Annotated in this window: 28 protein-coding genes; 16 read left to right on the top strand and 12 right to left on the bottom strand. The window is 66.3% G+C overall.

The window, feature by feature from the left end; all coding sequences use genetic code 11:
• Positions 1-20: 20 nt before the first annotated feature.
• Positions 21-1,301, bottom strand: coding sequence for a gallate dioxygenase (locus tag ACQR0U_RS24305; protein ID WP_315827033.1), 1,281 nt, complete (start codon positions 1,299-1,301; stop codon positions 21-23).
• Positions 1,302-1,435: 134 nt separating this feature from the next.
• Between ACQR0U_RS24305 and ACQR0U_RS24300 the strand changes: the two genes are divergently transcribed.
• Positions 1,436-2,356 (top strand): LysR family transcriptional regulator, encoded by a 921-nt coding sequence (locus ACQR0U_RS24300; protein WP_315750345.1) that lies wholly within the window; start codon positions 1,436-1,438, stop codon positions 2,354-2,356.
• A gap of 19 nt (positions 2,357-2,375) precedes the next feature.
• On the opposite strand, the gene ACQR0U_RS24295 is transcribed toward ACQR0U_RS24300, so the two are convergent.
• From ACQR0U_RS24295 to ACQR0U_RS24280, 4 genes are all read right to left on the bottom strand, one after another.
• Positions 2,376-2,747, bottom strand: coding sequence for a signal transduction histidine kinase (locus tag ACQR0U_RS24295; RefSeq protein WP_315750346.1), 372 nt, complete (start codon positions 2,745-2,747; stop codon positions 2,376-2,378).
• The gene (locus tag ACQR0U_RS24290) at positions 2,738-3,544 is read right to left on the bottom strand and encodes a sensor histidine kinase (RefSeq protein ID WP_315718223.1); all 807 of its coding nucleotides are present in this window, start codon (positions 3,542-3,544) and stop codon (positions 2,738-2,740) included. The genes ACQR0U_RS24295 and ACQR0U_RS24290 overlap by 10 nt, the downstream gene beginning before the upstream one ends.
• A 73-nt stretch (positions 3,545-3,617) precedes the next feature.
• Positions 3,618-3,983: a hypothetical protein gene (locus ACQR0U_RS24285; protein ID WP_316172760.1), complete on the bottom strand. Its 366-nt coding sequence runs from the start codon at positions 3,981-3,983 to the stop codon at positions 3,618-3,620.
• Between the two features lie 302 nt (positions 3,984-4,285).
• Positions 4,286-4,594, bottom strand: a complete 309-nt coding sequence (locus ACQR0U_RS24280) for a hypothetical protein (protein WP_316171619.1) — start codon at positions 4,592-4,594, stop codon at positions 4,286-4,288.
• A gap of 267 nt (positions 4,595-4,861) precedes the next feature.
• Between ACQR0U_RS24280 and ACQR0U_RS24275 the strand changes: the two genes are divergently transcribed.
• Positions 4,862-5,581, top strand: coding sequence for a class I SAM-dependent methyltransferase (locus ACQR0U_RS24275; protein WP_315718225.1), 720 nt, complete (start codon positions 4,862-4,864; stop codon positions 5,579-5,581).
• Between the two features lie 39 nt (positions 5,582-5,620).
• Here ACQR0U_RS24275 and ACQR0U_RS24270 read toward each other — a convergent pair whose 3' ends face one another.
• From ACQR0U_RS24270 to ACQR0U_RS24255, 4 genes are all read right to left on the bottom strand, one after another.
• A complete protein-coding gene (locus ACQR0U_RS24270; protein WP_315827031.1) occupies positions 5,621-6,100 on the bottom strand; it encodes a VOC family protein in 480 nt (159 codons plus the stop codon).
• Positions 6,101-6,421: 321 nt separating this feature from the next.
• The gene (locus ACQR0U_RS24265; protein WP_434842897.1) at positions 6,422-7,576 is read right to left on the bottom strand and encodes a DUF4340 domain-containing protein; all 1,155 of its coding nucleotides are present in this window, start codon (positions 7,574-7,576) and stop codon (positions 6,422-6,424) included.
• Positions 7,573-10,491 (bottom strand): Gldg family protein, encoded by a 2,919-nt coding sequence (locus ACQR0U_RS24260; protein WP_434842898.1) that lies wholly within the window; start codon positions 10,489-10,491, stop codon positions 7,573-7,575. Before ACQR0U_RS24260 ends, ACQR0U_RS24265 begins: the two co-directional genes overlap by 4 nt.
• Positions 10,484-11,437, bottom strand: a complete 954-nt coding sequence (locus ACQR0U_RS24255; protein ID WP_434842899.1) for an ABC transporter ATP-binding protein — start codon at positions 11,435-11,437, stop codon at positions 10,484-10,486. Before ACQR0U_RS24255 ends, ACQR0U_RS24260 begins: the two co-directional genes overlap by 8 nt.
• Before the next feature lie 527 nt (positions 11,438-11,964).
• Between ACQR0U_RS24255 and ACQR0U_RS24250 the strand changes: the two genes are divergently transcribed.
• The 9 genes from ACQR0U_RS24250 to ACQR0U_RS24210 all read left to right on the top strand — a co-directional run bounded on the left by ACQR0U_RS24250 (position 11,965) and on the right by ACQR0U_RS24210 (position 17,682).
• The gene (locus ACQR0U_RS24250) at positions 11,965-12,303 is read left to right on the top strand and encodes a hypothetical protein (RefSeq protein WP_434842924.1); all 339 of its coding nucleotides are present in this window, start codon (positions 11,965-11,967) and stop codon (positions 12,301-12,303) included.
• The gene (locus ACQR0U_RS24245; RefSeq protein ID WP_316167702.1) at positions 12,300-12,896 is read left to right on the top strand and encodes a TlpA disulfide reductase family protein; all 597 of its coding nucleotides are present in this window, start codon (positions 12,300-12,302) and stop codon (positions 12,894-12,896) included. Before ACQR0U_RS24250 ends, ACQR0U_RS24245 begins: the two co-directional genes overlap by 4 nt.
• 127 nt (positions 12,897-13,023) lie before the next feature.
• Positions 13,024-13,371 (top strand): BufA1 family periplasmic bufferin-type metallophore, encoded by a 348-nt coding sequence (locus ACQR0U_RS24240; RefSeq protein WP_434842900.1) that lies wholly within the window; start codon positions 13,024-13,026, stop codon positions 13,369-13,371.
• A gap of 55 nt (positions 13,372-13,426) precedes the next feature.
• The gene (bufB, locus tag ACQR0U_RS24235) at positions 13,427-14,314 is read left to right on the top strand and encodes an MNIO family bufferin maturase (protein WP_434842901.1); all 888 of its coding nucleotides are present in this window, start codon (positions 13,427-13,429) and stop codon (positions 14,312-14,314) included.
• Positions 14,295-15,086: an HvfC/BufC N-terminal domain-containing protein gene (locus ACQR0U_RS24230; RefSeq protein ID WP_316187215.1), complete on the top strand. Its 792-nt coding sequence runs from the start codon at positions 14,295-14,297 to the stop codon at positions 15,084-15,086. Before bufB ends, ACQR0U_RS24230 begins: the two co-directional genes overlap by 20 nt.
• On the top strand, positions 15,083-15,589 hold the full coding sequence (locus ACQR0U_RS24225; protein WP_409977990.1) for a DoxX family protein: 507 nt from the start codon (positions 15,083-15,085) through the stop codon (positions 15,587-15,589). The genes ACQR0U_RS24230 and ACQR0U_RS24225 overlap by 4 nt, the downstream gene beginning before the upstream one ends.
• The gene (locus ACQR0U_RS24220) at positions 15,579-16,211 is read left to right on the top strand and encodes a sigma-70 family RNA polymerase sigma factor (RefSeq protein ID WP_316167707.1); all 633 of its coding nucleotides are present in this window, start codon (positions 15,579-15,581) and stop codon (positions 16,209-16,211) included. Before ACQR0U_RS24225 ends, ACQR0U_RS24220 begins: the two co-directional genes overlap by 11 nt.
• Positions 16,208-16,876, top strand: a complete 669-nt coding sequence (locus tag ACQR0U_RS24215; RefSeq protein ID WP_315718237.1) for a DUF1109 domain-containing protein — start codon at positions 16,208-16,210, stop codon at positions 16,874-16,876. Before ACQR0U_RS24220 ends, ACQR0U_RS24215 begins: the two co-directional genes overlap by 4 nt.
• A 137-nt stretch (positions 16,877-17,013) precedes the next feature.
• Positions 17,014-17,682 (top strand): hypothetical protein, encoded by a 669-nt coding sequence (locus ACQR0U_RS24210; RefSeq protein ID WP_316187214.1) that lies wholly within the window; start codon positions 17,014-17,016, stop codon positions 17,680-17,682.
• A 1-nt stretch (position 17,683) separates the two neighbouring features.
• Here ACQR0U_RS24210 and ACQR0U_RS24205 read toward each other — a convergent pair whose 3' ends face one another.
• The gene (locus ACQR0U_RS24205; RefSeq protein ID WP_316187213.1) at positions 17,684-18,109 is read right to left on the bottom strand and encodes a DnaJ family domain-containing protein; all 426 of its coding nucleotides are present in this window, start codon (positions 18,107-18,109) and stop codon (positions 17,684-17,686) included.
• An 839-nt stretch (positions 18,110-18,948) separates the two neighbouring features.
• On the opposite strand from ACQR0U_RS24205, the gene ACQR0U_RS24200 reads away from it, so the two are divergent.
• The 4 genes from ACQR0U_RS24200 (at position 18,949) to ACQR0U_RS24185 (ending at position 22,660) form a co-directional block, all read left to right on the top strand.
• Entirely contained in the window at positions 18,949-19,557 is a 609-nt protein-coding gene (locus tag ACQR0U_RS24200) for a nuclear transport factor 2 family protein (protein ID WP_315750349.1), read from the top strand.
• Positions 19,558-19,863: 306 nt separating this feature from the next.
• Positions 19,864-20,907: an aromatic ring-hydroxylating dioxygenase subunit alpha gene (locus tag ACQR0U_RS24195; RefSeq protein ID WP_315750350.1), complete on the top strand. Its 1,044-nt coding sequence runs from the start codon at positions 19,864-19,866 to the stop codon at positions 20,905-20,907.
• Positions 20,908-20,913: 6 nt separating this feature from the next.
• Entirely contained in the window at positions 20,914-21,669 is a 756-nt protein-coding gene (locus ACQR0U_RS24190; RefSeq protein WP_315718241.1) for a GntR family transcriptional regulator, read from the top strand.
• 10 nt (positions 21,670-21,679) lie between these two features.
• Positions 21,680-22,660 (top strand): PDR/VanB family oxidoreductase, encoded by a 981-nt coding sequence (locus ACQR0U_RS24185; protein ID WP_315750351.1) that lies wholly within the window; start codon positions 21,680-21,682, stop codon positions 22,658-22,660.
• Between the two features lie 12 nt (positions 22,661-22,672).
• Here ACQR0U_RS24185 and ACQR0U_RS24180 read toward each other — a convergent pair whose 3' ends face one another.
• A complete protein-coding gene (locus ACQR0U_RS24180) occupies positions 22,673-23,320 on the bottom strand; it encodes a hypothetical protein (protein WP_315750352.1) in 648 nt (215 codons plus the stop codon).
• Between the two features lie 139 nt (positions 23,321-23,459).
• Positions 23,460-24,494: a cobalamin-independent methionine synthase II family protein gene (locus ACQR0U_RS24175; protein ID WP_315750450.1), complete on the bottom strand. Its 1,035-nt coding sequence runs from the start codon at positions 24,492-24,494 to the stop codon at positions 23,460-23,462.
• 172 nt (positions 24,495-24,666) lie between these two features.
• On the opposite strand from ACQR0U_RS24175, the gene ACQR0U_RS24170 reads away from it, so the two are divergent.
• Positions 24,667-25,845 (top strand): acetate/propionate family kinase, encoded by a 1,179-nt coding sequence (locus tag ACQR0U_RS24170; RefSeq protein ID WP_434842902.1) that lies wholly within the window; start codon positions 24,667-24,669, stop codon positions 25,843-25,845.
• The last annotated feature ends 45 nt before the right edge of the window (positions 25,846-25,890 follow it).

The raw sequence follows: 25,890 nt of genomic DNA, 5'->3' as shown, positions 1-25,890 counted from the left end.
ACGCAGCTCGTACGTCGCCATCAATGTCCGTCGATCGCGGCCGCCTTGGCGCCGCCGGCGACGGAGTAGCGCATCGGGACCTTGCGGGTCTTCAAAAAGGCTTCCAGCGTCTCGCCGCGGAAGGCTGCGTAGACCTCCGGGTTGGAGACGCCGATCACCGCCGCCATCTTCTCCAGCACGAAGAAGCTGACCCCCCGCCTGATCATCTCGATCCAGCGGCGGTTGCGGATCAGGTCGCGCTCCTCGTCCGTGAGACCGTGCTCGTCCGCCAGCGCGTCGAATTCCGCAACGAATCTCGCGCGATGCGCGGGGATCACGAGCCGGTGCAGGAAGTCGTTGATGCGGAAATTGGCCTGGCTGCGGCCATGGGTGAAGGGATAGGTGCCAGCCAGCGTCTCGGCGCCCGCGAGCTCATGTCCGATATGCGCGCGATAGGCCGCGACCTCCCGCGGGTCGGGCGCGCCGCCGAGATCGTCGAACACGAGGGTAGCGATGTTGGTCACCGACGGTGCGTAGGTCTGCCTGTGCACGAGCTTCACGTTCTCGGACAGCGCGCCGCGCATGATCAGCCACATGATCACCTCGGCGCCTTCCATGCCGCCCTTGATCGCATAGTCGGCGATCCGCATCGCAGTGAGCCGCTCCGGGTCCTTTTCCAGCAGATCGAGGAATTCGTTGTCCCAGTCCTCGTTGAGAAAGCCGGCGCGCTCGCCGTGAACCTGGTGCGACAGCCCGCCGGTGGCGAAGATCGCCACTTTCAGGTCTTCCGGATAGCTCTCGATCGCCTTGCGCAGGGTCTTGCCGAGCTTCCACATCCGCTTCGCATTGGGAATCGGCAGCTGCAGCACGCCGACCTGCAGCGGCACCACCATGCCCGGCCACGCGCCGCTGGCATCGCCCATCATCGACAGCGGCGACAGCAGGCCGTGATCGACCGGCTTGCCCTGGAAGAACGACATGTCGAACTCGTCCGCCATCATCGCCATCGCGATGTGCTGCGACAGGCCGAGATGGCCCTTCGCCGGCGGCACGTTGCGCGGTCCGCCGCCTTCGTCGGCGGCGACATAGCGGTCGTCAATGCCGAGCGCGAAGGCGGAGTAGTGATCGAAGAAGAACGAGGTGATGTGATCATTGTAGATCATGAACAGGACGTCGATGTCCTTCTGCTTCACCCAGTCGCGCACGACCGCGAAGCCGTCGAAGATCGGCTTCCAGGCCGGGTCGTTCTGCTTGTTGGTGTCGCGTGCGAAGCCGATGGTGGGCGAGTGCGATGCGCCGATGCCGCCGATGATCCGGGCCATGTGTCCCTCCGCGAATGGGCCGCCGCTGACTGTCACTCGCGGCCGCGCCGGGACGGACCATACGAAGTTTCCCCTGCTAGACAATCATGCTAACGTGCACGGATCGTTTCTCTCGATGAACGAGTGGCTCTCGGATGAAATGGCGGATCGAGGACATTCCTGTTTTCCATGCGGTGGTGGCGACCGGCGGCATGACCGGCGCCTCGCGGTCCCTGGGCATGCCGAAATCCTCGGTCAGCAAATCGGTCGCCCGGCTCGAACAGGATCTCGGCATCCGGCTGTTCGACCGCAACTCGCGGCGCGTCCGGGTGACCCGCGAGGGCGAGCTGTTCTTCCAGCAATGTCAGAAGATCCTGGATCAGGTCTCGGAGGCCGACGCGGTCATGACCGGGCTGGTCGGCGTGCCCAGCGGCCGGCTCTCGGTGGCGCTGCCGCCGGCGTTCTGCGAGGAGATCCTGGCGCCGCAGCTCGCCGAATTCCACCGCCGCTATCCGCGCATCGAGCTCGATGTCGAGGCAACCACGCGCGCGATCGACATGCTGGCCGACCGCTTCGACATCGCGGTCGTGGTCGGCGTGCAGGAGAATTCCGAGCTGGCGCAGAAGGTGCTGATCGGCGGCCGCCTGATCTGGGTGACCAGCCCCGCCTATCTCGCCGCGCACGACATCGGCGAGGACGTCCGCGCGCTGGAGCGCCATCTCATGATCTGCGAGCGGCGCTATGGCGATCGCACCCTGATGATCAAGCAGCACGGCCATCTCGTCCGCTTCGACGTCGGTGCGCATGTCGCCCGCATCAACAATCCGCTGGCGGTGCGCCGGGCCGTCGCCCACGGCGCCGGCATTTCCTTTCTGCCGGAGCACTATTGCGTCGAGTTGCTCGGCGAGGGCCGGCTGGTCGAGATCGGCAGGGGGGTCGCGTTCGACACCCGCGCCGCCCAGCTGACCGCGATCTTTCCGAGCCGCAAGCTGATCTCCTCGCGCGCCCGCGCCTTCCTCGACTTCCTCGAGGAGATCTGCGCCGCGTCCGCGCACACCCTGATCGGTCAGACCTGAGGTGCGCCGTCCGCCTGTCTCACGCAAGCCGATGGAATGACGGCGGCAATGGCTCTCGCACCAGCTCGCTCAGATTGAGCGTTTCACCGCTGTCGGCGATATCCGAGAACAGCACCTCGATGAAGGGATGCTGCCGGTTGGATGCGGCGCCGCGCCGATATTTCCTGCTCACGATCCGCTCGATCGCAGCAAGGTTCAATTGTCCCAGCGCATTGTATTGGACACGAAACAGGCTCTGCCGGCCGCCCGTGTGCTCGATCGACTCGGCCCAGATGTCCATCACCTTGCGGCTGACGAAGGCCTCGACGCCGACGGCGCCATCTTGGGCGAGCAGGCGCAATCCGTCCATCGTATGCGGCTGCTCATCGACGCGAAATTGGCTCAGCGACATCGGAGATCCCTTTCTGTTGCGTGCATCGGCGGTCTCACGGGAGAGTCGAGAACGGCGATCGGCGCGTCGAACGTGTAGGAGAGCCCTGACGGCGCATAGGTCAACTGAACCTCGCCGCCGAGCTGCACGCCGAGCGTTTCGATCAGCCGGGTTCCGAAGCTTCGGCTGGCGGGCTGTTGAACGACCGGGCCGTGTCTTTCGGTCCAGGCGAAGCGGACCCGGCGTTGGTCGACGGTCCAAAGCAGATCGACGCGTCCTTCCGGCACGGACAGCGCGCCGAACTTCAGGGCGTTCGTGCATAGCTCGTTGAGCGTCATCGCGAGGGCGATGACGGCATCCGGCGTCACCAGCACGTCGGGTCCGGTGATCGCAAAGCGTGAGTCGTCGGGCGTGTCGAAGGCCTGGACGGACGTACGAATCACCGTGCGGAGATCGCCGCTGGACAATTTCGCTTGCAGGAGGAGATCGTGTGCCCGTCCGAGGGCCAGGAGCCGCCCGGAGATGGCATGCTGTGCATCCTTGGTCGCCGGCACGTTGCGGAGGCTCTGGGAGACGATGGCGGTGACGGTCGCGAGCGTATTCTTGATGCGATGGTGCAGCTCCTCGAGAATGAGCTTCTGCAGCCTGCTCGCCGTCTCGCGTTCTCTCGCCTCGATTTCGGCCTGCTCGGACCGGGTCTTGGCATTGCTCTCGGCCTCGGCGAGCAGGCGCTTCAGCCCGATGATTTCCGTCAGCAGAAAGTCGGGATCCACGACCGTGCCGTGAGGAGGCTCTGTGGTGAGGTTGATCTCGAGCATTGGCTGACATGTCCTTGCACCGGATGCCGCCCTCGGCGGGCACGATGGTACGCAGGAGCAGGCCGCCCCAGCGTCACTTCGTTCGCGAACGGACACTTCCGTTGAAATGCCCGAGTATCTCGGCGGCGTTTGCGAGGATGGTCGCCTTCCTGATCGCGGCAGCGCGCTCGCCGCCTTGCTGCATCAGGCCCGCCGTCTCCAGCGCATTCTCCGCCCTGGTGGCGAGCGTCGCGTGTAGCGATGACCGCTCTCGCTTGGCCGGCTCAGACGGCTTGTCGGGGTGACCTGGCGCAAGCGCCCCGCTGCGAACGGCGGCCACCGGATCAGAATCGCGGCGACGATCGGCAGCCCAAAGAATGGCGGCGCCAGGAGCGGTCGCACCAACCACGCGCGCACTGGACGTGGTGGTATTCGAAGAGGTGTTCGAAGTTTTCGACATGCTGTCCGCCTTCTGGTCGCGGCGGGAGCGCATGGCTCTCAGTCACCGATGGCAGCCGGGGGACGCGCGGTGATCATCAACATATGGTGTGTGCGCGCGCAATAGCGAGGTCCAGCCGAAATTATTTGCCGTGAGGATCCGGTCGCCGCCATCGGCTGAAGCGAGAGCGAGTCTGGCCCTGCGGCTCATCCGACGTTCGTAGCATCGTTGCATCGACATGCGAACGTCGGACGCTTGGCTCATTTGTAGATCATGTGCAGTCCTGATCACGATGCCTTGGCATGAGTCAGACGTCGGACGTGTTATCGGCCGATTCCGACGCTCACGCCGGGCGCGTGGATGCCGATGCCGCCACGATCTTCATAGTCACGTCCTTCATAGCCACGCCGCTCGTGCCGGCCATAGCCGTAGGCGCCGCGGTCTTCGCGGATGATGACACGGCGTTCGCGGCCTTGGCGCCAGCAGCGGCCGTTCTCGTTGCAGACCATGCGAACCTGCTGGATGCTGCTCTCCGGGAGGACCGATATGCCGGCCGTGAGCGGGGCAGCGGAGGCGGCTGCGGCCATCAATGTGCTCGCGGCGGCTGCGAGCGTGATCGTAAGAATCTTCATGGTCATGACATGACTCCGGGTGCGGGGATTGCGTCATGGAACCAATCTGCTGGCAATCCCATGGTTCCCCGGCGGTGGCATTTGTTTTGGCGTCGAACGGCTGCCTGTGCGGCGCTGTGGCGACATCGGACAGGACGCTGTTGGTCTCGAGCGGCACACGGACGGGCATGCCCGTCAGGTAACGACCCGCGCCGCTGATGACTTGGGCGAGGAAGCAGTTTAAGAAGCGCGGCTCTTGAATCCGCAGGGTCGGGCGAGGAGGCCGCGATGAATTTGCGCGAGCAGTGGGAAGCAGAGGCCGGCCGGTGGCTCGCCTGGGCGAGAGCGCCGGGTCACGACAGCTTCTGGCGCCACCATCGCGAGCAATTCAGCCGCTTGCTGCCGCCGCCCGGTGCGCTCACGCTCGACATCGGCTGCGGCGAGGGCAGGCTGTCGCGACATCTCGCCTCCGAAGGGCACAGAGTGGTCGGCGTCGATGCATCGCCGTCGTTGATCGCCGCGGCCCGGGCGGCCGATCCCACGATCGGCGTCGTGCGTGCGGACGCGGCCGCGCTGCCGCTGGCCGATGCATGCGCGGATCTCGCGATCGCCTTCATGTCGCTGCAGGACGTTGACGCGATGCCGGCCGCGGTGCGCGAGCTTGCGCGGGTTCTCAGGCGCGGCGGCCGCTTCTGCATGGCGATCGTCCACCCGCTCAACTCGGCCGGGCGGTTCGCGAGCCTGGCATCGGATGCGCCCTTCGTCATCCAGGGCAGCTATCTGGACTCCTACACCTTCAGCGACGCAATCGAGCGCGACGGGCTCAGCATGACCTTCCACAGCGCGCATCGCCCGCTGCAGAGCTATTTCGAAGCGCTGGAAGCGGAGGGATTCCTGATCGAGGCGCTGCGCGAGCCGTCCATTCCCGAAGCGATTATCACCCGCGACAGCAGCCGGCGCTGGCTGCGCGTGCCGCTATTCCTGCATCTGCGGTGCCTGCGCCCGTGACGCCGGAGCGCGGCGATGCTGCGCTCCGGCTGGCGAGGGTCATCCCCGCCGCGCTGCCTCGATGGCGGCGACGTCGATCTTCTTCATCGTCATCATCGCGGCAAACACGCGCTTGGCCTCGGCTCCGCCGGCCGCCATCGCGTCGGTGAGCGCGCGCGGCGTGATCTGCCAGGAGATGCCCCATTTGTCCTTGCACCAGCCGCATTGGCTTTCCTGGCCGTCATTGCCGACAATGGCACTCCAATAGCGGTCCGTCTCCGCTTGATCGTCGGTGGCGATCTGGAACGAGAAGGATTCGTTGTGGGTGAACGCAGGTCCGCCATTGAGGCCGAGACAGGGGATGCCACACACCGTGAATTGCACCGTCAGCACGTCGCCGGCCTTGCCGGAAGGGTAGTCACCCGGCGCGCGATGGACCGCCGTCACTTCGCTGTCCGGAAACAGTTCGGCGTAGAAGCGCGCGGCGGCCTCTGCGTCCTTGTCGAACCACAGACAGATCGTGTTCTTGTGCTTTGCCATGGCAGACGTCCCTTCCTTCCAAGTGCAGGCCGCGTCGTTCGTTCACCGGGCGGTCCATTGGTTACGCTCGAGCCGGGTCGTTGCGATCCGGCTGATCCAAGGACGTTCGTGCATCGCCGGTGCCGACACGACCGGCCGCCGAGCGAGAAAAAAATCTCATCCCCCACGACTGACGATCATCGGTGGCACAGCCAAGGATTGAGGCGCTTGGCTGATCATACCTTTCCTCAGCGGCTGATCGGGGCCGAGCGACAATAGGCCACCCGGCGCGGGATCCGGCTCCAGTCTCGCGGCGAAGCCGGATACGCGCGTCGTGAGGACCTAGCCTCCGGGCGACTTTGGCGGCTCGGCGCCGCCGTGAGAGGCCTGATCGGCGCCATGGGATGACGTCGGAGCAGCCTGCAGTGCTGCAGCCGCCGGCGCCTGATCTGCCTTGGCGCCTGCCGTCTCGGCCTTTGCGGCGTTGTCGTCCGGGCTCTTCGCGCCCGAAACCTTGTCTTCCGAGCTCTTGTCGTTCGAGTTCTTGTTGCCCGAGCTGTTGGCGTTCGGCGCCTTGTCCGGTTTCGGCGGCTCGATCAATGCCGCGCGCGTGGCCAGCACGATCGGCGCAGCGGTGTCGGCGCTCACGTGGAAGAGATAGTCCTCCGCCGAACGCGTGAACAGATAGCCGCCACCGGCGTCCTTCTTGTAGCGATAGATGAGCTGGCTTCCATCGGTCCGCTTCAGCGTGACGGTGATGTCGGGCGCGTCGGTCTGGGTCAGCGCCGCCTTGCCCTTGCCGCGTACGCCATCGAAGAGAGGATGCGCCATCGCGCTGACCAGAGCATCGATCTTGTCGGGCCGCGGCTTCTCGTCCTTGCCGAGCCCCGCCAGCGTGAACTTGCCGTCCTTGCCCTCGATGGTGACGTCGCCGACATTGACGCTGGCGATCTTGTCGCGCGGCGTGTCCAGCATGTCGTGCTGCATCCAGGCGCTGGGCTCCGCGCCGATGTCGTAGGTCGCCAGCTCGACGGCGTAGACCGGAGAGGCATCGCCGGCCCGGACATGCACCTGGCGATAGGCCGGCGAGGTCCCGACCAGCAACTCGCCGACCCGGCTGCCGCCGCTCGTCAGCACCACGCGTCGCTCATGAACCTTTTCGGTGACCTTGAAGCGCTCGGCCGCGGCATCGGTCTTCGCGATCGGCCAGCCCTTCTTCAGGCCGGCGATGCGGTCGAGCAGGGCATTGACCTTGGTCGGGTCGGCGGGAAAGTCGGACAACGCTGGGATCACCCATTTGCCGTCCTTCCGCGCGAGCGTGACGGTGTGGCCGTCGTCGTCGTCGATCGCGACCTGATCGACCTTGGCCGGCGCGAACGCGACCAGCGGCTCCTTGGCGTCGAACGCGGCATGATCGGAGCGGTTGACCGCGAAGGTGAGAGCCAGCGCGAGCTGGCCACCCAGCAGCGCGGTGAGCAGGATGGGAAGCCCTTTCATGTCCGCGCCTCCGCTATGCCGAGCATGTTGAGATATCTCCGTTGGGCGCCGAGCCGCAGCACGCGGCGCACGATGTAGACGAGGGCGAGCCCTGCGAGCGCGAGCGCATAGTTCAGGTATTCCCAGAACATCTGGCCGCCGCTCTGCATCGGGGCGAGCGTGCGCGAGAACTGGCCGCCGCGGCTGCGCAGCGCCAGCAACCCGCGGTCCTCGAGCGACCAGTCGACCAGGTTCTGGGCGAAGTCGAGCGGTGCCAGATACTGCGTGCGGTCGACGCTGGAGGCGAGCTGCAGCACGTCGTCCGACAGGAACGTGCCCGAGCCGATCACGATCAGCCGCGCGCTTTCGGGCGAGCGGGAGATCACGCCGGTGATGCTGGGCTTGGCGTCTGCAGCCGCCGCCTTCGCCGCGTCATCGGGCTTTGCATCGGGTTTGGGCGGAGCCGCGTCCTTGGCGAGAGGCGATGGCTTGCCGGCGAAGAACGACGTGAACTCGCCCTCCATCATGGCCCCGAGCAGCTGGCGCCCCTGCTTCTCGGCAGGAGGGAATCCGGTGTCGGGATGCGCCTTGAAGTCCGGCACGACGTTGGTCGTCTTGGCGGTCCAGGAATGCGGCGAACTCTGGATCAGATCGACGATCTTCCGCTTCTTGCCGACCTTGTCGGCGTCGATCGTCAGCGGCGAGGCCCAGGACAGCGTCAGCTGCTGGGTGCCGGCCGAGGGCGCCGCGCCCTGCGCCAGCCCGTCGCTGCGGATGTCGGCGAAGAACGGGTAGTCCATCAGCCGGATCTGCCGCACCTTGATGCCACCGCCGACGTCGCGCTCGGTCGGGATCGGGAATGAGGCGTTCTGGCGGTCGAGCACCATGCTGTCGCCGACCTTCACGCCCTGGAACGCCAGCCAGTCCTCGAGGCCCGAGGGCGTCTTGGCCACATCGAGATTGCCGCGCAGCGACGGCTGGTAGGGCGAGGTGGCGACGATCACGGTGCCCCCCTTCATCAGGAACTGATCGACGGCGAACAGCTGCTTCTGATCGAGCTGCTGCGGCGAGGCGACGAACAGGATGTCGGCGCGCTCGGGGACGCGGCCGTCCTTCAACTGGGTGGCGTCGACGAGCGTGTTCTCCTGCAGCTTCTGCTGCAGCAGATCGAACGACGGCCCGCCGCCGCCGGGGATGCCGAGCTGCGGCTGCTGCGCCGGCGGCGTGTACAGCGCGACGGTCCGCAGCGCACCGGGCGTGAAGCGCTTCAGCTCGGCGTCGATGTTGCGCTTCAGGCCGTCCTTGTCGAGCTGCTCCGGCAGCTGGATCTGCTCGGTCTTGTCGCCGCTCTTCAGGATCAAATGGAACCAGAAGCGTTTCGGGTTGAGCAGGCCGACCGAGAGCGGCTCGAGGCCGTAATCGTCCTGCAGGGTCTTGGCGATCTGGCCGCCATCCGCGTCGGGATCGACGATCTTCGCGTCGAGCTTGCCCGGCGTCTTGCTCTGGTCGTCCTTGATCAGCTCCTGCAGCGCGGTCTTCAGCTTGGCGAGCGGCTCGGGCAGGTTCTTGGCAGAGATATAGGCCTCCAGCGTCACCGGGTGCGGCAGGCCGGCCAGCACGTCGCCGGAGCCGCGATAGCCGTTCAGCACCTTCTTGATCGCGCGGGTGATCGTGTATTCCGGATTGCGCAGATTGACGTCGAGCTCGCTGTCGCCGTCACCGCGCTCCTTGACCTCGATGAGGTCGCGGAAGCCGAGCGTCGTATATTCATCGCCATATTTGACGAGAATGTTGAAGTAGGAGTTGGTCACCGACGCCTGATACTTGCTCGACGTCTGGAACGGCACCGGCTGGATGCCGTACTGCTTGTTGGCCTCCGCCTCGAGCGCGGCGTTCTGCATCGGATCGACGAACTCGACCCGGACCTTGCCTTGTCCTGCGATCTCGTACTCCTTCAGCAGATCGCGCAGCCGCGGCACCAGCGGCGCCAGCAGCGGGTGGGTCTGGGCGCTGAAATAGCCGCGGATCAGCAGCGGCTCCTGCAGCTGGCCGAGATAGCTCCGGGTTTCGTCCGAGATCGAATAGATGTGTCCGGCGGTGAGATCGGCCCGCGCGGCGGGGAGCTGGCCGAGCCACAGGTTGACGGCGACGAGATTGGCCACCGTCAGCGCGGCCACCATGCGCCAGCGCCGGTGCTGCGGCGCGCGGCCCTGCGACGACCAGCGCAGGCTCTCCAGCACATAGAGGTTGAGCACCAGGAACACGCCGAAGATGCTGAGATAGTAGTAGAGATCGCGCAGGTCGATGACGCCGCGGGCGATCGACTCGAAGCGCGAGCCGGCCCCGAGCTGGCGCAACAGCTCTCCCCCTTCGTTGCCGGTGAGCGAGGTCAGCGTGTTGGAGCCGAGCAGGTAGAACGCGCCGCAGATCAGGGTGGAGACGATCAGGCTGATCACCTGGTTGTCGGAGCGGGCGCTGACGAACAGGCCGATCGAGATGTAGGCGGAGGCGAGGGCCAGCGCGGCGAGATAGCCGCCGGCCACCGGTCCCCAGTCGAGCCGGCCGATCATGGACACCGTGATCGGGAGCGGCAGTGTCAGCGCCAGCGCGATCGCGACCAAAGCGAGGCAGGCGAGGAACTTGCCGAGCACCAGCTGCAGCGGCGCGACCGGCGAGGTCAGCAGGAACTCCAGCGTGCCGGCGCGCCGTTCCTCGCTCCACATTCGCATCGTGACGGCCGACACGATGAAGATCATCAGCACCGGCATCCATTCGAACAGCGGCCGGACGTCGGCGATGTTGCGGGCGAAGAAGCGGTCGACCCAGAAGAACAGGAACAGGGTGACGGCGAGGAACGCGGCCATGAAGATGAAGGCCGCAGGCGAGGCGAAGAAGACGGCCAGCTCCTTGCGAGCGATACGAAGAACGTTATGCATGCAGGGCCTCCGGGGTCGGCGCGCCGGCGCCGGTGATGTCGGCAAACAGGGTTTCGAGATCGCGCTGTTCGGGATGCAGGGCGAACAGATCGAGCTTGTTGTCGGTGATGACGCGGGCGACGGCCGGCGCCACGGCGCTGGCCGCGTGGCCATTGAGATTGAGCGCATAGGCATGGCCGGGTTCGGCGGCCGTCAGCCGCTCCACGCTGATCACGAGGCCGAGCCCCGTGACCAGCCGCTCGACCAGTTCTGGCGGCCCGCTGGTGACGAGACGCAACCGGCCAGGGCCGCCGAGATCGCTCATCCGGGTGTCGAGCGCCAGCCGGCCGCGGTTGATCACCAGCACGCGCTCGCACACGGCGCGCACCTCCTGCAGGATGTGGGTCGACAGGATCACCGTGGCGGTCTTCGCGAGATCCCTGATCAGTCCACGCATCTGGGCGATCTGCGACGGATCGAGGCCGTTGGTCGGCTCGTCGAGGATCACGATCTTCGGCTTGTGCAGGATCGCCTGCGCGACGCCGGTCCGCTGCCGGTAGCCGCGCGACAGGCTCGCGATCGGCGCGGTGGCTTTTTCCCCAAGGCCGGTGGCGGCGATGGCGTCGCGCAGCGCCTGCGCCCGGGCGCCCGGCGGGATTCCTCTCAGCTCCGCGGCGTAGTCGAGGAATTCGACCACCGTCATCTCCGGATACAGCGGGCAATTCTCCGGCAGGTAGCCGATCAGCGCCTGCGCCTGACGGCGCTGCGTGCCGATGTCATGGCCATGAATGGTCGCCGTGCCGGCGGTCGGCTCGAGATAGCCCGTCAGCATCTTCATGATGGTGGTCTTGCCGGCGCCGTTGTGCCCGAGCAGGCCGACGATCTCGCCGTCGCCGACCTCAAAGGAGACGTCGTCGACGGCGGTGAATGACCCGTATTGGCGGGTCAGGTGTTCGGCGGAGATCATGCGGGGCGTCGCTCCTGAGTTGGCCGTCGCAGCGCCAGGTCCTGATCGACACGCAGGATCGATCACCGGCGGCACGAGCGTCGGATGCAGCTGAAAGGATCTGGCCGACCGAACCGGCGGTCGTCAGCGGGGAAAGCTGAGGTGGTCGGGTGCGCTGAGCGCGGCGGTTCAGAGCGGCCCGGCCTGTGCGATGGGGAGAGTCGTCATCCGGAAGAGCACATCGTACGACGAAGCCTTGTGCAAACCTTGGGAGGTCGTGAAACTGTGTTTCCGCCGTTCTGTTGGTTGCGGCTAACTAATCGGACGCGATCGAATGAATCAAGCGGGGGCCGCCGCCCTGGATCGATCACGACCGGTCAATTGGATGTGAGCGGGCAACTCGAACGCACGCGCTGCGCTGACCGCGATCCGCGCCGGTGCTCATGACTTCGCCGCGGCTGCGCGTGGCCTGGTAACCTTTCTTGGTCCGCCATCGTACCGTCGAATGGCAGCATCAGGACACGCCGGCGGGAGGTATCCAATTGCATGTGAGGCGCCCGCGCATCGTGCGCATTACCCATCGTCCGAGCGGCGAGGTGATCGCCGAGGGGCCGGTCGGCCTCTGGGACATCACGCCGCTCGAGGGCAACTTCTATATCCGGCGGCGCTGCCTGAGAACGTGCCATCTTCGTCCGAACTGGATCCCCGGACTCTGCATCTACAAGTTCCTGTACGTGTGGCTCGACCTGAAGCTTCCGGACGGCCGGCGCGAGCCGTCGATCGGATGGCTGTACTGGCTGCCCAATCCGCTGTTTTTCTTCATCGCGTTCCGGCCGGCCGTTCCGCAGTCCTCGCCCGCCCTCGCCGTCGAGGAACGGGCGGGATGATTGTTGCGACACGGCGCGAGGTGATCGGCGGTGTGTTGACGGCGCTCATGGCAGGCGCCGGCCCCGCTTCGGCAGGGTCTGCTGACGACGAGGTCCCGGCCTTCGCAGCCGGCCGTCATCAGCTCACGCTGCTGCGGCCGCAGCAGAGCCTGCCGGCGCTGCGGCTGTTTCGCCTCGACGGCGGTACGCTCGATCTGGCCGCGCTGCGCGGCGCGCCAATCGTGCTGAACTTCTGGGCCTCGTGGTGTACGGCCTGCCGCATCGAGTTGCCGGAGCTCGATCGGCTCGCGCGCAGCGTCGGGCGCGAGCGCCTGCACGTCGTTGCGGTGTCCGAAGACCGCAGCGATCGCGACAGTGTCGGTCGTTTCGTGCGCTCGTTGCGGCTGACGTCGCTGCCGATCTGCCTCGATCCGAACGGGTACGTGGCGCAATCCGGTGACGGTCGCGGCAGGCCTGCGCCGTTCACGCTGTATGGCATGCCGATCACCTATCTGATCTCGGCTTCAGGACTGATCGTCGGATACCTCCCGGGTGCGGCCGACTGGTCGTCGTCGGCGGCGGCCGATCTGCTCGACTATCTCGGGCGCAACTGAAAGATGAATCGCGAAGCAGACGACGTAACCTTCCAACGCACTGGAGCGAACCATCGTACAGGCGCGCCGATGGCCGCCAGACACCTGCAATGTCCGCAGGCTGAACCCGGAGAATGGAGGAACACGCATGTCCAATCGCACGCTGTCCGCAATGATCGTCGGTGCATTTGCGGTCGCTGCCGGCGCGCTCGCCGTCACATCCGCCTCGGCGGAGACGATGGCCAAGGGCAACATGGAAAAGATGATGAAGGCCAAGCAGGCCGAGACCATGAAGGCCATGAAGGACGGCAAGATGGAGAAGTGCTTCGGCGTCGCGCTGAAGGGCCAGAACGACTGCTTCGCCGGCGCCGGCACGACCTGCGCGGGCACCAGCATGACCGACTATCAGGGCAATGCGTTCAAGCTCGAGCCGAAGGGCACCTGCACGACGATGCAGACCCCCAAGGGGCCGGGTAGCCTGACGCCGAAGGCCTGAGACATTGCCGGCGGGCTGCTTGCAGCCCGCCATTTCTCTCGATCGGAGTCTTCGGGTGGCACGCGCACAATTCTCGACGGCCGGACGGATCCCCGCGCGGGGCGGCGTCGGCCTCAAGGCCGAGCACTATCGCGGCATCGTCGAAACGTGGCCCGATATCGGCTTCTTCGAGGTTCACGCCGAGAACTACATGGGCGCGGGCGGGCCACCGCACCACTATCTCACGGCTATTCGCGAGCGCTATCCGCTGTCGCTGCATGGAGTCGGATTGTCGATCGGTGCCGACCGCCCGCTCGACCAGGCCCATCTCGGCCGTCTCAAGCATCTGGTCGACCGCTACGAGCCGGGGCTGTTCTCGGAGCACCTGGCGTGGTCGACGCACGATACCGGTTTCCTCAACGATCTGCTTCCCGTTCCCTATACGGGCGAGACCCTGATCCGCGTCTGCGATCACATCGACGAGGTGCAGAGCGTGCTCGGCCGGCGGATGCTGCTGGAGAATCCATCGACCTATGTCGCGTTCGCCGAGAGCAACTGGTCCGAGCCCGACTTCATCGCCGAGATCGCGCGCCGTACCGGCTGCGGTCTCCTGCTCGACGTCAACAACGTCCATGTCGCCGCGACCAATCAGCAGTGGGATCCGCATGGCTATCTTGCCGCCTTTCCGCTCGCGCAGGTGGTCGAGATCCATCTCGCCGGCCACGCCCGCGAAGCCGATGAGCACGGCAGGCCGCTGCTGATCGACACCCACGACCGGCCGGTCGACGACGTCGTCTGGTCGCTGTGTGCGCATGCGATCCGCGCCACCGGCCCGGTGCCGACATTGATCGAGTGGGACGCCGAGGTGCCGCCATGGCCGGTGCTCGCGGCGGAGGCGCGCCGGGCCGAGGCCATCATGCTCTCGCCGACGATGGAGGTGGCCTGTGACGCCGCCGCTTGCTGAACGTCTTGGCGGCTTTGCCCGCGCACTGCTCGATCCGGCGCAGCCGGTGCCTCCCGGCCTGGTTGGACCGGATGGGACGCCGAGCGGACGCCGGTTCGGCGTCTATCGCAACAATGTCGTGGCCGGCTTGACGGCGACGCTGAAGGACGCCTATCCGGCGGTTCATCGCATCGTCGGGGAGGAGTTCTTCCAGGCCATGGCGCGCCGCCATCTGCTGTCCGAACTGCCGTGCTCGCCGATTCTGCTCGACTATGGCAGCGGCTTCGCAGCGTTCATTCGCGGCTTCGCACCGGCATCGGCACTGCCTTATCTGGCCGATGTCGCGGCGATCGAGCGCGCCTGGGCCGAGGCCTATCATGCGGCGGAAGCCCAGCCGGTCACGCCTGCGGCTTTCGCCGCCCTAGCGCCGGCCGATCTGCCGGCTCTCCGCCTGCGCCTGCATCCATCCCTGCGGCTGGTCTGCTCGGCGTTTCCCGTGCTCACGGTCTGGCAGATGAATGTCGCGGAGGGAATTCCTGGCCCGGTCGATCTCGACGCGGGCGGCGAGGCGGTTCTGATCGTCCGTCCCGAGGCCGACGTCGTGGTTCGCGCGATCCCGTCGGGCAGTTTCGCGTTCGTTCAGGCCTTGTCGGCCGGGCGGTCGATGCTGAGGGCAGTCGAAGATGCGCTGCGCGAGGACGTTGGCTTCGACCTCGCCGGCACCCTCCACGATCTGATCCATGGCGGAGCGGTGATCGGCTTCGACCGCGCGACGATGGGGGAGGCGTCATGAGCACGATCGCGGGCCGCCGGGCGCTCACCTTGGCCATGTCGGATGCGATCGATCGGCTCGCGCGACTGGCTCTCATCGTGGCGCCGCCGATGCTGCGCATCGCGCTCGCGGTGCCGTTCTTCAAATCCGGACTCACCAAATGGGATGGCTTGCTGTCGCTGTCGCCGTCCGCGGTGTATCTGTTCGAGGACGAATTCAAGCTGCACCTGTTCGGACAGACCTATGACTTTCCCTGGCCCGCAGCCTTTGCTCATCTTGATGGCGTGGCCGAGATCGTGCTGCCGGTGCTCCTGGTGGTCGGGCTGGCGACCAGGGTCAGCGCGCTCGGGCTGTTGGTCATGACCGCCTTCATCCAGCTCGTCGTCCCGGATGGCTGGGCCAATTTTCATCTGCCCTGGGCTGCGATGGCGGTTGCGATCATCGCGCTCGGGCACGGGCCCTTCAGCGTCGATCAACTCGTCGTGCCGCTCGGTCGAAAACTGGAGAGCGCCGATGGGCAGTGACCAGAGCGCTCCTGCGCCGCGGCTGAGGCTCGTCGCGGTGGACGCGCAGAGCGGGGCGGACGTCAAGCCGGGACGCCGCGCGCTCGATTGGGCGATTCTGATGGCGCATGCCCAGGAGGGCGATCGTGTCGCCTATCAGCGGCTGCTGCAGGAGATCACGCCCTACCTTCGCTCTCTCGCGGCGCGGCACTGCAGGCAGCGCAGCGACATCGAGGACGCGGTGCAGGACGTGCTGTTGACCATCCACTCGATCCGCCACACCTATGATCCGACGCGCCCGTTCGCGCCGTGGCTGGTGACCATCACGAACCGTCGCCTGATCGACCGAGTACGGCGGCAGTCGCGCCAATGGCGGCGCGAGACTGTGCTGTCTCCCGAGCACGAGATCGCAGCCGAGCCCGAGACCGGCGTGGAGGCGGCGCCCGACCGCCGCGAATTGGAGCTGGCGATCGACAATCTCCCGCCAGCGCAGCAGCAGGCCGTGCGCCTGTTGAAGCTCAGGGAGCTGTCGCTCAAGGAGGCCTCGGCGGCAACCGGAATGTCCACGACCTCATTGAAGGTGAACATGCACCGCGCTCTGAAGAGCCTTCAGAAGCTGCTCATTCCGCGGAACGAGCCATGATCAAGACCGACGATCTGATCAACTCTCTTGCGACTGACATGCGGCCCGTGAAGCGGCTGCGGCCCCCGCTGTTGCGCGCCTGCACTTGGCTGATCGGGGCCGGTGCCGTGGTGGCGCTGCTCGCCGTCAACCAGGGGATCCGTCCAGATCTGGTGCAGCGTCTGCACGATGCGCCATTCGTGACCAGCCTCGTCGGCTCGATCCTGACCGGCGTGCTGGCCGCGATTGCGGCATTCCTGGTCAGCCTTCCCGACCGCTCGCGGTGGTGGATGCTGCTGCCGCTGCCGGCGCTGGCGCTATGGCTGTCCAACATCGGCTATCAGTGCCTCACCGACTGGGTTGCGGTCGGTCCAGACGGCATGAGCCCCGGCGAGGCGGCCCGCTGCTTCACGACGCTCGCCGTGACGAGCCTGCCGTTGTCGCTGGCCCTGCTGGTGATGCTGCGCTACGCGGCGCGGCTGCGGCCGACCATCGTCGCCTTGACCGGCGGCGTCGCCGTATCTGCGATCACGTCGACGGCGCTCGCTCTGTTTCATACGATCGACGCCTCGGTGATGATCCTGATGTGGAACGTCGGAACGGCTGTCCTGCTGATCGGTGCGGGCGGCCTGTTCGGCCGTCGCATGTTCGGCTGGGTCGCGCCGCGCGTCTTCGCGCACGACTGAGCTCGCCGTTCGTCGACCGACGCGGACCGGTAACCTTCGTCGTGCCTGGAGCGAACAGTCCGCGGGCTCGGGCGCAGATAGCCCTGTCGCGACGCGCATCGCGCGTCGATGTTCACGGACGCGAGGAGAATGAGACCATGCAACGATCGAACCCCCTAGCCGGGTGGACAAGTGCGGCGCTGATGCTGGCGGCGCTCGCGCCGTCCGGCGCCAGCCGGGCCGCCGATGCGACCCATCTGTCGTTCGTCACGCACGCGGCGTTCTTCTCGGCGGAGACGAAGCAGCCGAAGCCGCTCGATCCCCATGCCTTCGTCGCCGACGCCGCGGCGCCGGCCGCTGTCGGTCCGCAGAACATTTCCCACGTCGCGGGGGTCCGGCCGGCCTTGATCGAACAGGATGCGAAGACCGCCGTTGTCGCCAACGCGAAGGGCGAGCCGATTGGCTTCACGCTCGGCGACTGGCTCGCGGCGAGCGGCAGCGTGACGTTCACTCCTTCGGCCAGCGGCAAGGTCGAGATCGCCATGAGCTTCGACCATCTGAAGCCGGGCGGACATTACAGCCTGTTCGAGAATCATTTCGATCAGAAGCCGGTCGGCTTCACGCCGCTCGATGGCATTGCAACGACGAACGATTTCGTGGCCGGGCCGGACGGCAGGGCGAAGCTGACGATCGTCGCGCCGCAGCCGCTGACCCACGACAACGCCGTGCTGCTGGTCTATCACAGCGACGGCACGGCGCATGGCGCGCAGCGCGGCGACATCGGCGTCAACGTTCATCACCAACTGATCGCGCGGATTCCGGAATAGATCATCGATGGCGATCCGGCGGCGTCAGGGCGCCGCGGGATCGTTGCCAGCGTGCCACCATCCCGTCGGTGTCGATCTTGCAGAGCCGGGTCGCGGGCCCTTCCAGCACCGTGGCGTTGACCTTCGCGAGCTCCGCGTTGAGCGCGGCGATCTCGCGACGGACCGCCGCTTCGTCCGGCAGCGCCTCGATGGTCGCCAACACCTTCTCCACCTTGCGCAGCAGTTCGAGCGATGGCGGCAGCATCGAGATCTGTTCGCGCCTGATGGGCTGCTTCACCCACCAGAGCGGATCATGCGCCTGATCGAGATCCGCCAGCCGCTTGCCGGCGCCGGCAGATTGTCGAATGCGCCATGGTCCTGGGCAGATGCGGATCTGCACCTCGACCCAGGACTCGCAGCTCGCGATCAGTGGCTTACGCTCCGTCATGCCCGGCCGGACCTTTTTTGTCGCAACGACGGCACGAGGCGATCACCGGCCGAGTTCGGCGGCAAAAATAGTGATTGCTGTTTTTCAGAAATCATGCTTATATCCGGTATCCCGCCTCGAGCAGAGGGACGTACGCGTCGTCACGAACGTGGAGGCGGGCTGCGATGGACGTGACGGCTGTGCCGACGAGCGCAGGCGTTACGTACGGCGAAGTCGTGTGGTCCTGGCCTCTCGGCGCTGAGGTCAAGCTCGCGGTCGTTGCTTGACGGCACGCGCGGGCGATGGGGGCAAGAGAGCCGATCCCCAGGGAGAGCACGAAGGACACCGTTAAAACCGTTGCGCGGGGAAGGCCGGGTCTGTCCGGCTGTACCTGTGGTACCTGCCGCCTGCATTCTTTTGAGCAGGCGGGCCACGGGCCTCAGCCGAGGTCCGGCCTTCCTCGCGCCCTCTCGTTGTTCAGAGGGACACGAATGCTGCATCACCCGGGCACGACGTGCTGCGGGATGAAAGATGCTTATCAGTTCGCCTCCGTGATGAGGTCGAAGGTGTCGACATCTACTCAACTGTCGTCCCGGACAAGCGCGCAACGCGCGCGCCGATCCGGGATCCATAACCCCAGGGAGATGTGCGAGGCACGATGGTCGACCATTCTCGCCCAGCCACATCCGCCGCGGCGTATGGATCCCGGGTCGGCGTCCGCCAACGCTCCGCGTTGTCGGACTTGCCCGGGACGACATCGAATGCTTGGCGCGTTTTGGACTTCATCACCAGCAATGTGAGTTTTGCAGCGCTGCTCCGATCCATGTATTCAGCAGCCGCGCAACACGGAGGAAATGCACATGACCAAGACCGCCACCGAGATCGAGGACGACCGTCAGATCCGCGAACTGTTGCAGAACTGGGCGATCTGGCGCGATGCCGGTGATTGGGAGCGTTTCCGCACGGTGTGGCATCCGGATGGGCGGATGATGGCGACGTGGACGCAGGGCACCGGTGACGAGTTCATCGAGATCAGCAAGGCGGCCTGGGCCAAGGGTGTCAACATCCTGCACTTTCTCGGCGGCATCTCGGTCGATCTCGCCGGCCATCGCGCGATCTCCCAGACCAAGATGACGATCTCACAGCGGGCCGAGGTCGAAGGCGTCGTGTGCGACGTGCTCTGCACCGGCCGCTTCTACGACTTCCTCGAGAAGCGCGCGGGCAAATGGGGCATCGTGCTGCGCCAGCCGATCTACGAGAAGGATCGCATGGACCCGGTGACGCCGGGCGCGGTGCCGGCGCTGGATCGCGCGCTGCTGGAGCAATTTCCCGTGGGGTATCGGCATCTCGCCTATCTGCAGACGCGCATCGGCTACACGGTGAAGCGCGACATGCCCGGGCTGAAGGGGCCGGAGGTCGAAGCGCTCTATGCGCGCGGCGCCGCGTGGCTGCGGGGCGAGGGGCTGTGATCATCGGCCCCTGCCTCGCCGGTGCCGCGCTCCGAACGGAACAGCTCTCGCCGAGGGGGCTGATCCGGGGAATCTCTGGGGCCGTTACCGAGCGGGTGAGTCTTTTCGGAGTGCCTAGCGGAATCAGCGCAAGTGCTTGAATCAGAAGGGATTGTCTGTCAGCCTTGTTCCTTGGAGCGGAACCGTCGTGCGGCTATTGTATACAGGATTGGCAGTTTTCCGCCGGGAGAAGGCGGAACTTGCGCCTCCTCCCTCGTTTGCTGTATACAATGACCAGCTAGAAGTATACCGCCACGAGGACACGCCATGGCCGCTTCTTTTCCGATGAATGCCTGGTACGCCGCGGCCTGGGACGCCGAGGTCAAGCAGGCCCTGCTGCCGCGGACGATCTGCGGCAAGCACGTCGTGATGTTCCGCAAGGCCGACGGCACCATCGCCGCGCTCGAAGATGCCTGCTGGCACCGGCTGGTGCCGCTGTCCAAGGGCCGGCTGGAAGGCGACACCGTCGTTTGCGGCTATCACGGCTTGAAATTCAGCCCGCAGGGCCGCTGCACCTTCATGCCGTCGCAGGAGACCATCAACCCCTCGGCCTGCGTACGGGCCTATCCGGCGGTCGAGCGGCATCGGTTCATCTGGCTGTGGATGGGCGATCCGGCGCTGGCCGATCCGGCTGCCATTCCCGACATGCACTGGAATCACGATCCGGCCTGGGCCGGCGATGGCAAGACCATCCACGTCAAATGCGACTACCGGCTGGTGGTCGACAATCTGATGGACCTCACGCACGAGACCTTCGTGCACGGCTCGTCGATCGGCAACGACGCGGTGGCGGAAGCGCCGTTCGACGTCACCCATGGCGAGCGCACCGCGACGGTGACGCGCTGGATGCGCGGTATCGAGCCGCCGCCGTTCTGGGCGAAGCAGCTCGGCAAGCCCGGTCTGGTGGACCGCTGGCAGATCATCCGCTTCGAAGCGCCGTGCACGGTGACGATCGACGTCGGCGTCGCACCGGCCGGCACGGGCGCGCCGGAGGGCGACCGCTCGCAGGGCGTCAACGGCATGGTGCTCAACACCATCACGCCGGAGACCGACAAGACCTGCCACTATTTCTGGGCGTTCGCCCGCAACTACCAGCTCCCCGAGCAGCGGCTGACGACGGAGATCCGCGAGGGCGTGTCGGGCATCTTCCGCGAAGACGAGCTGATCCTGGAAGCGCAGCAGCGCGCGATGGACGAGAATCCGGGACGCGTGTTCTACAACCTCAACATCGATGCAGGCGCAATGTGGGCACGGCGGATCATCGATCGGATGATCGCGCGCGAAACGCCGCTGCGTGAAGCCGCGGAGTAGAATGGAATGGCCGAGCGTGACAGCGAGCGTTCGATCTCGCAGACCGTACGTGCGCAGCTCACCTTGCGCGACCTGATCCTCACCGGCGGCTTGCGCCCCGGCGAGCGCATCTCCGAGCTGCAGGCGGTGGAGGCCGCCGGCGTCTCGCGCACGCCGGTGCGCATGGCGTTGGTGCGGCTCGAGGAGGAGGGGCTGCTCGAGGCCATTCCGTCCGGCGGCTTCATGGTGAAATCGTTCTCCGAGCGCGACGTGCTCGACTCCATCGAGGTGCGCGGCACGATGGAAGGACTGGCGGCGCGGCTCGCCGCCGAGCGCGGCGTGTCCGTGCGCGACACCGAGCCGATGCGCGAGTGCCTCGCCCAGATCGACGAGCTGATCGCGCCGGCCGAGCTCTCGTTCGACGCGTTCTCGGCCTATGTGGCGCTGAACGCGCGCTTTCATGCCCTGCTGGCCGAACTGTCGCGCAGCCCGCCGGTGATCCGCCAGGTCGACCGCGCCAGCGCGCTGCCGTTCGCCTCGCCGAGCGGCTTCGTGATGGCGCAATCGGCGCTGCCGGAGGCGCGTCACATCCTGGTGGTCGCGCAGGAGCATCACCGCATCGTCATCGATGCGATCGAGAACCGCGAGGGCGCCCGAGCCGAGAGCATCATGCGCGAGCATGCCCGGCTGGCGGCCCGCAACCTGCGGCTCGCCGTGAAGGCGCGTGGTCCGATGGACCTGGTGCCTGCGGCGGTGCTGATCAAGACGCAGATCAACGGCTGAGGAGGCGATCATGCGTTTCCAGGACAATTGGTCGCCTGCGACCCTGGTCTCGACACGCGACCTTGCGCCGGGCATCCGCGAATTCATCCTGCGGCCCGACGGCTATGTCTGCGCGCCCTATCCGGTCGGCAGCCACATCAAGGTCGGCGTCCTCGCCGCCGGCCAGCCCGATGTCCGCTCCTATTCGCTGGTCGGCGAGGCGGACCCGCGTGGCTACCGGATCGCCGTGCGCTTCGCCGAGGATTCCCGCGGCGGGTCGCGCTATCTGTGGTCGCTGCAGCCCGGCGCCCGGCTGGATGTGGCGAGCCCGACCTCGCTGCTGCAGGTCGATTGGCAGCGTCTGCATTATTGTCTGGTCGCCGGCGGCATCGGCATCACGCCGCTGGTCGGAGCAGCGCACGCGCTGCTGCGCAAGACGCCGAACGTCTCGCTGCACTATGCGGTGCGATCGCGCGGTGATGCGGCCTATGTCGATGAGCTCGCGGCGCTGCTCGGCGACCGTCTCACGGTGTATGCCGCGGACCAGTCGCAGCGGCTTGACCTGTCCGATCTTTTTTCGAGTCTGCCGTCCGGAGCAGCCGTGCTGTTCTGCGGACCGATGCGGATGCTGGATGCCGCGCGCAGCGCGTGGGCGGCGTGCGGCCGCGTGCCGGCCGATCTCAGCTATGAAACGTTCGGATCGAGCGGCCGGCTGTCGACCGAGCCGTTCAAGGTCCGGCTGCGCGACAGCGGCGAAGAGATCGTTGTGCCGCGCGACCGCTCGATGCTCGACGTGCTGAATGCCGCCGGTCACGAGGTCATGGCGGATTGCCGGCGCGGCGAGTGCGGCGTCTGCGCGGTCGATGTGGTCGAAGTCGAGGGCGAGATCGATCATCGCGACGTGTTCTTCAGCGCCGAGCAGAAGCACGACAGCCGCAAGCTCTGCGCCTGCGTTTCCCGCGCCCACGGCGTGGTCACGATCGACACGCTGGAGCGGGCCGACGCGCTGTGAGTGCGCCGCCGGCTACTTGTCGGCGAGGCTGACCGGCGTCGCCGACGGCGGCTTGCCTGAGGACTTCCGGCCGCTCTGCTGCGCTGCGACGGCGGCGCGTGCGGCCTTCAGACGTGCATCGGTCTCCTTGTCGGCCAACAGCGCGTCGGTGAGGTTCGCTTCGGCGGTGTACGCCGCCTCGGCCGCGGCCTTGGCCGCCGCGATGTTGGCTGCGGTGGGATTGGCCTTCGCCAGCGCCTCCGCCACGTCGCGGTCGGAAATGGCCTTCTCGTTGGCCGCCAGCGCCGCATCGAGATTGGCGTCGGCGACCGTCTCGGCAGCATCGGCAGCCGCCAACGTCGCCGCGGCGGGACTGAGCGGCGGTCGGGGGCGCAATGGTTTCGCTACCGCCTGCGGCTTGACGGCCTGAGCCTGGGGCGGGAGCGCGGGCCGAGAGGATGGTGGCAGTGCCGTTGGCTGCTGGATGGGAGGCGGCTGGAGCGATGGCATGGTCGGTACGAGCCCGATCGGCACCATCCGCGCAAACGAGCTGCGCGCGTCGCGCATCAGGCCGCCCATGATGTCGTCGAGCGGGTCGGCCATCGCGGTCCCGCTCGCCGCTGCGCCAGCAAGCATGCCGATCGCGGCGGCGACGTTCCTCGACGTGATGCAGACGGCCATCGGAGCCTCCCTCGCGACGAAATCGGGCCAGCCGACCCCCGGCGCTCACCGCCTGCCTTATTCCGGAAATGGGTTTGCAGGGTGGCGCCATCGTGGAGCGGTCGCGCCTGACATGCGCCGCATCTGCCACATTGGGCTTTCAGGCGAGCTCCTCGCGCACCCGCGCCGCCGCCGCGCACATCGCCTTCAATTTCCCGAAAGCGGTCGCACGCGGCAGATATTTCATGCCACAGTCCGGCGCCACGACCAGCCGCTCCGGCGCCACCACTTTGAGGCCGTTGCGGATGCGCTCGGCGACGACCGCGACCGGCTCGACCTCGGGATTGCCGAGATCGAGGACGCCTAGCACGATGGTCTTGGTCGAGAGATCCCTGAGAACGCCGAGGTCGAGCCGCGGCTGCGCCGCCTCGATAGCGATCTGCGCGGCGTGGCAATCGGCAAGCTCGGCCAGGAACGCATATCCGCTCGGTTTGCTGGAGCCCGGCACGATGGCGGCATAACCGAAGCAGACGTGAACGATGGTGGGCACCGTAATATGATCCAGAGCCCGGTTGATCGCTTTGACGGCATAGCGCCGCGCCGCCTGCGGATTGTTGCGGACCCAGGGCTCGTCGAGCTGGATGACGTCGGCGCCGGCGCGTTGCAGGTCGCGGGCCTCGGCATTGACGACCTCGGCGAAAGCCATGGCGAGTGCCTCGTCGTCGCCGTAGAAATCGTCCTGGGCCTGCTGGCTCAATGTGAACGGCCCGGGCAGCGTGATCTTGGCGGCACGCTTGGTGTTATGGCGGAGGAACTCCATGTCGCGCAGCTCGACCGGGTGCGTCCGCGTGATCGGACCGGCGACGCGCGGCACTGGCGTCTTGATCCCGGACGGCGAGATGATGATGGCGGGATTGTCGGCATCGACGCCGTCGAGCGCGGTCGCGAACCGGTTGGAGTAGCTTTCGCGCCGGATCTCGCCGTCCGATACGATGTCGATCCCCGCCTGTTCCATGTCGTGGATCGCGACGATGGTCGCATCGTCCTGAGCGTCGTCGAGCAGCGGCCGGGGAATGCGCCACATGCCCTGCATGCGAATGCGGGGAACGGACTTCGAGAGCATTGCGCGATCAACCAGCCAATCCGGCTGCGGGTAGCTTCCGACCACGGTGGTCGGCAGGAGATGTCGAGGCATATTCACGCAGTGGCCCTCCCGCGGGTCCGACTCAACCCCTGATATGACGGCAGACGGTCATCTCGGCGCCAGAATACAACCTAGCGTTTTGTTCGTCTTCGGATCGTCATGGAAATAGTTCGTATTTTCTGCAGTTTATCAGTTCATCCTTCGTCACGAGGCGGCATCACCGATGCAACACATCCTGATCCTCAACTCCGGCTCATCCTCGATCAAGTTCGCCTTGTTCGAGGAAGATGCCGACCTTGTGGAGACCGTGTATGGCCAGATCGAAGGGCTTGGCAGTGCCGCGCCGCATCTCGAAGCGAAGCTGAGGGGCGCTCCGCTGGCCGATGAACGCCTCGATGCAGCGAGCGCCACCGATCACGAGGCAGCTCTCGGCGTCGTGCTCGAGGTACTGCAGCGCGCCATCGGGCGCACCGAAGTCGACGCCGTCGGTCATCGCGTCGTCCATGGCGGGCTCGCTTTCACGCAGCCGATCGTCGTCAATGACGATGTTCTGAATGATCTGCAGAAGCTCATTCCGCGGGCGCCGTTGCACCAGCCTCACAATCTCTCCGGTATCCGCGCCGCCCATCGCGCCTTTCCTAGCGCCGTGCAGGTCGCATGTTTCGACACGGCGTTCCATCGTTCGCACCCCTGGGTCAATGATACCTATGCCTTGCCGCGTGAGTTCTACGACCAAGGCATCCGCCGCTACGGCTTTCACGGCCTATCCTATGAATACGTCGTTTCGCGATTGAAGGAGATCGCTCCGCTCGACGAGAAGGGCCGGGTGGTCGTGATGCATCTCGGCAACGGTGCCTCGATGTGTGCGATCCGGGATGGGCAGAGCATCGGTTCGTCGATGGGCTTCACGGCACTCGACGGCCTGCCGATGGGCACGCGCTGCGGTCAGCTCGACCCTGGCGTCGTTCTCTATCTGCTTCAGGAGAAGCGCATGACGGCTGAAGCGGTCACCGATCTCCTCTACAATCATTCGGGCCTGAAGGGATTGTCGGGATTGTCGCAGGACATGCGCGAATTGGAGGCCGCCGGCACGCCGGAGGCGCGGCAGGCGATCGACTACTTCGTCGACCGCATCAGGCGCGAGCTCGGCGCCATGACCGCGGTCCTCTCGGGCATCGACGCGGTCGTGTTCTGCGGCGGTATCGGCGAGCACGCATGGCACATTCGCCAGCGCGTCTGCCAAGGCTTCGAATGGCTCGGGATCGTGCTGGACGAGGACCGCAATCGTGCGAACCATTCCTTGATATCTTCGGATCGATCGCGGGTGCGCGTGCGCGTGGTCCACACCAATGAGGAAATGATGATCGCGCGGCACGCCGCGCGCCTGCTGAGGCCGCAATGACTGAGATGGCCGACCAGACCTGCTGATTTGCCGCTTGCATGTCCT

It is taken from the genome of Bradyrhizobium sp. HKCCYLRH3097, from assembly GCF_051167875.1.
In the GTDB taxonomy this organism is placed as follows: Bacteria; Pseudomonadota; Alphaproteobacteria; order Rhizobiales; family Xanthobacteraceae; genus Bradyrhizobium.
This window is presented reverse-complemented; position numbering and strand designations above follow the sequence as displayed.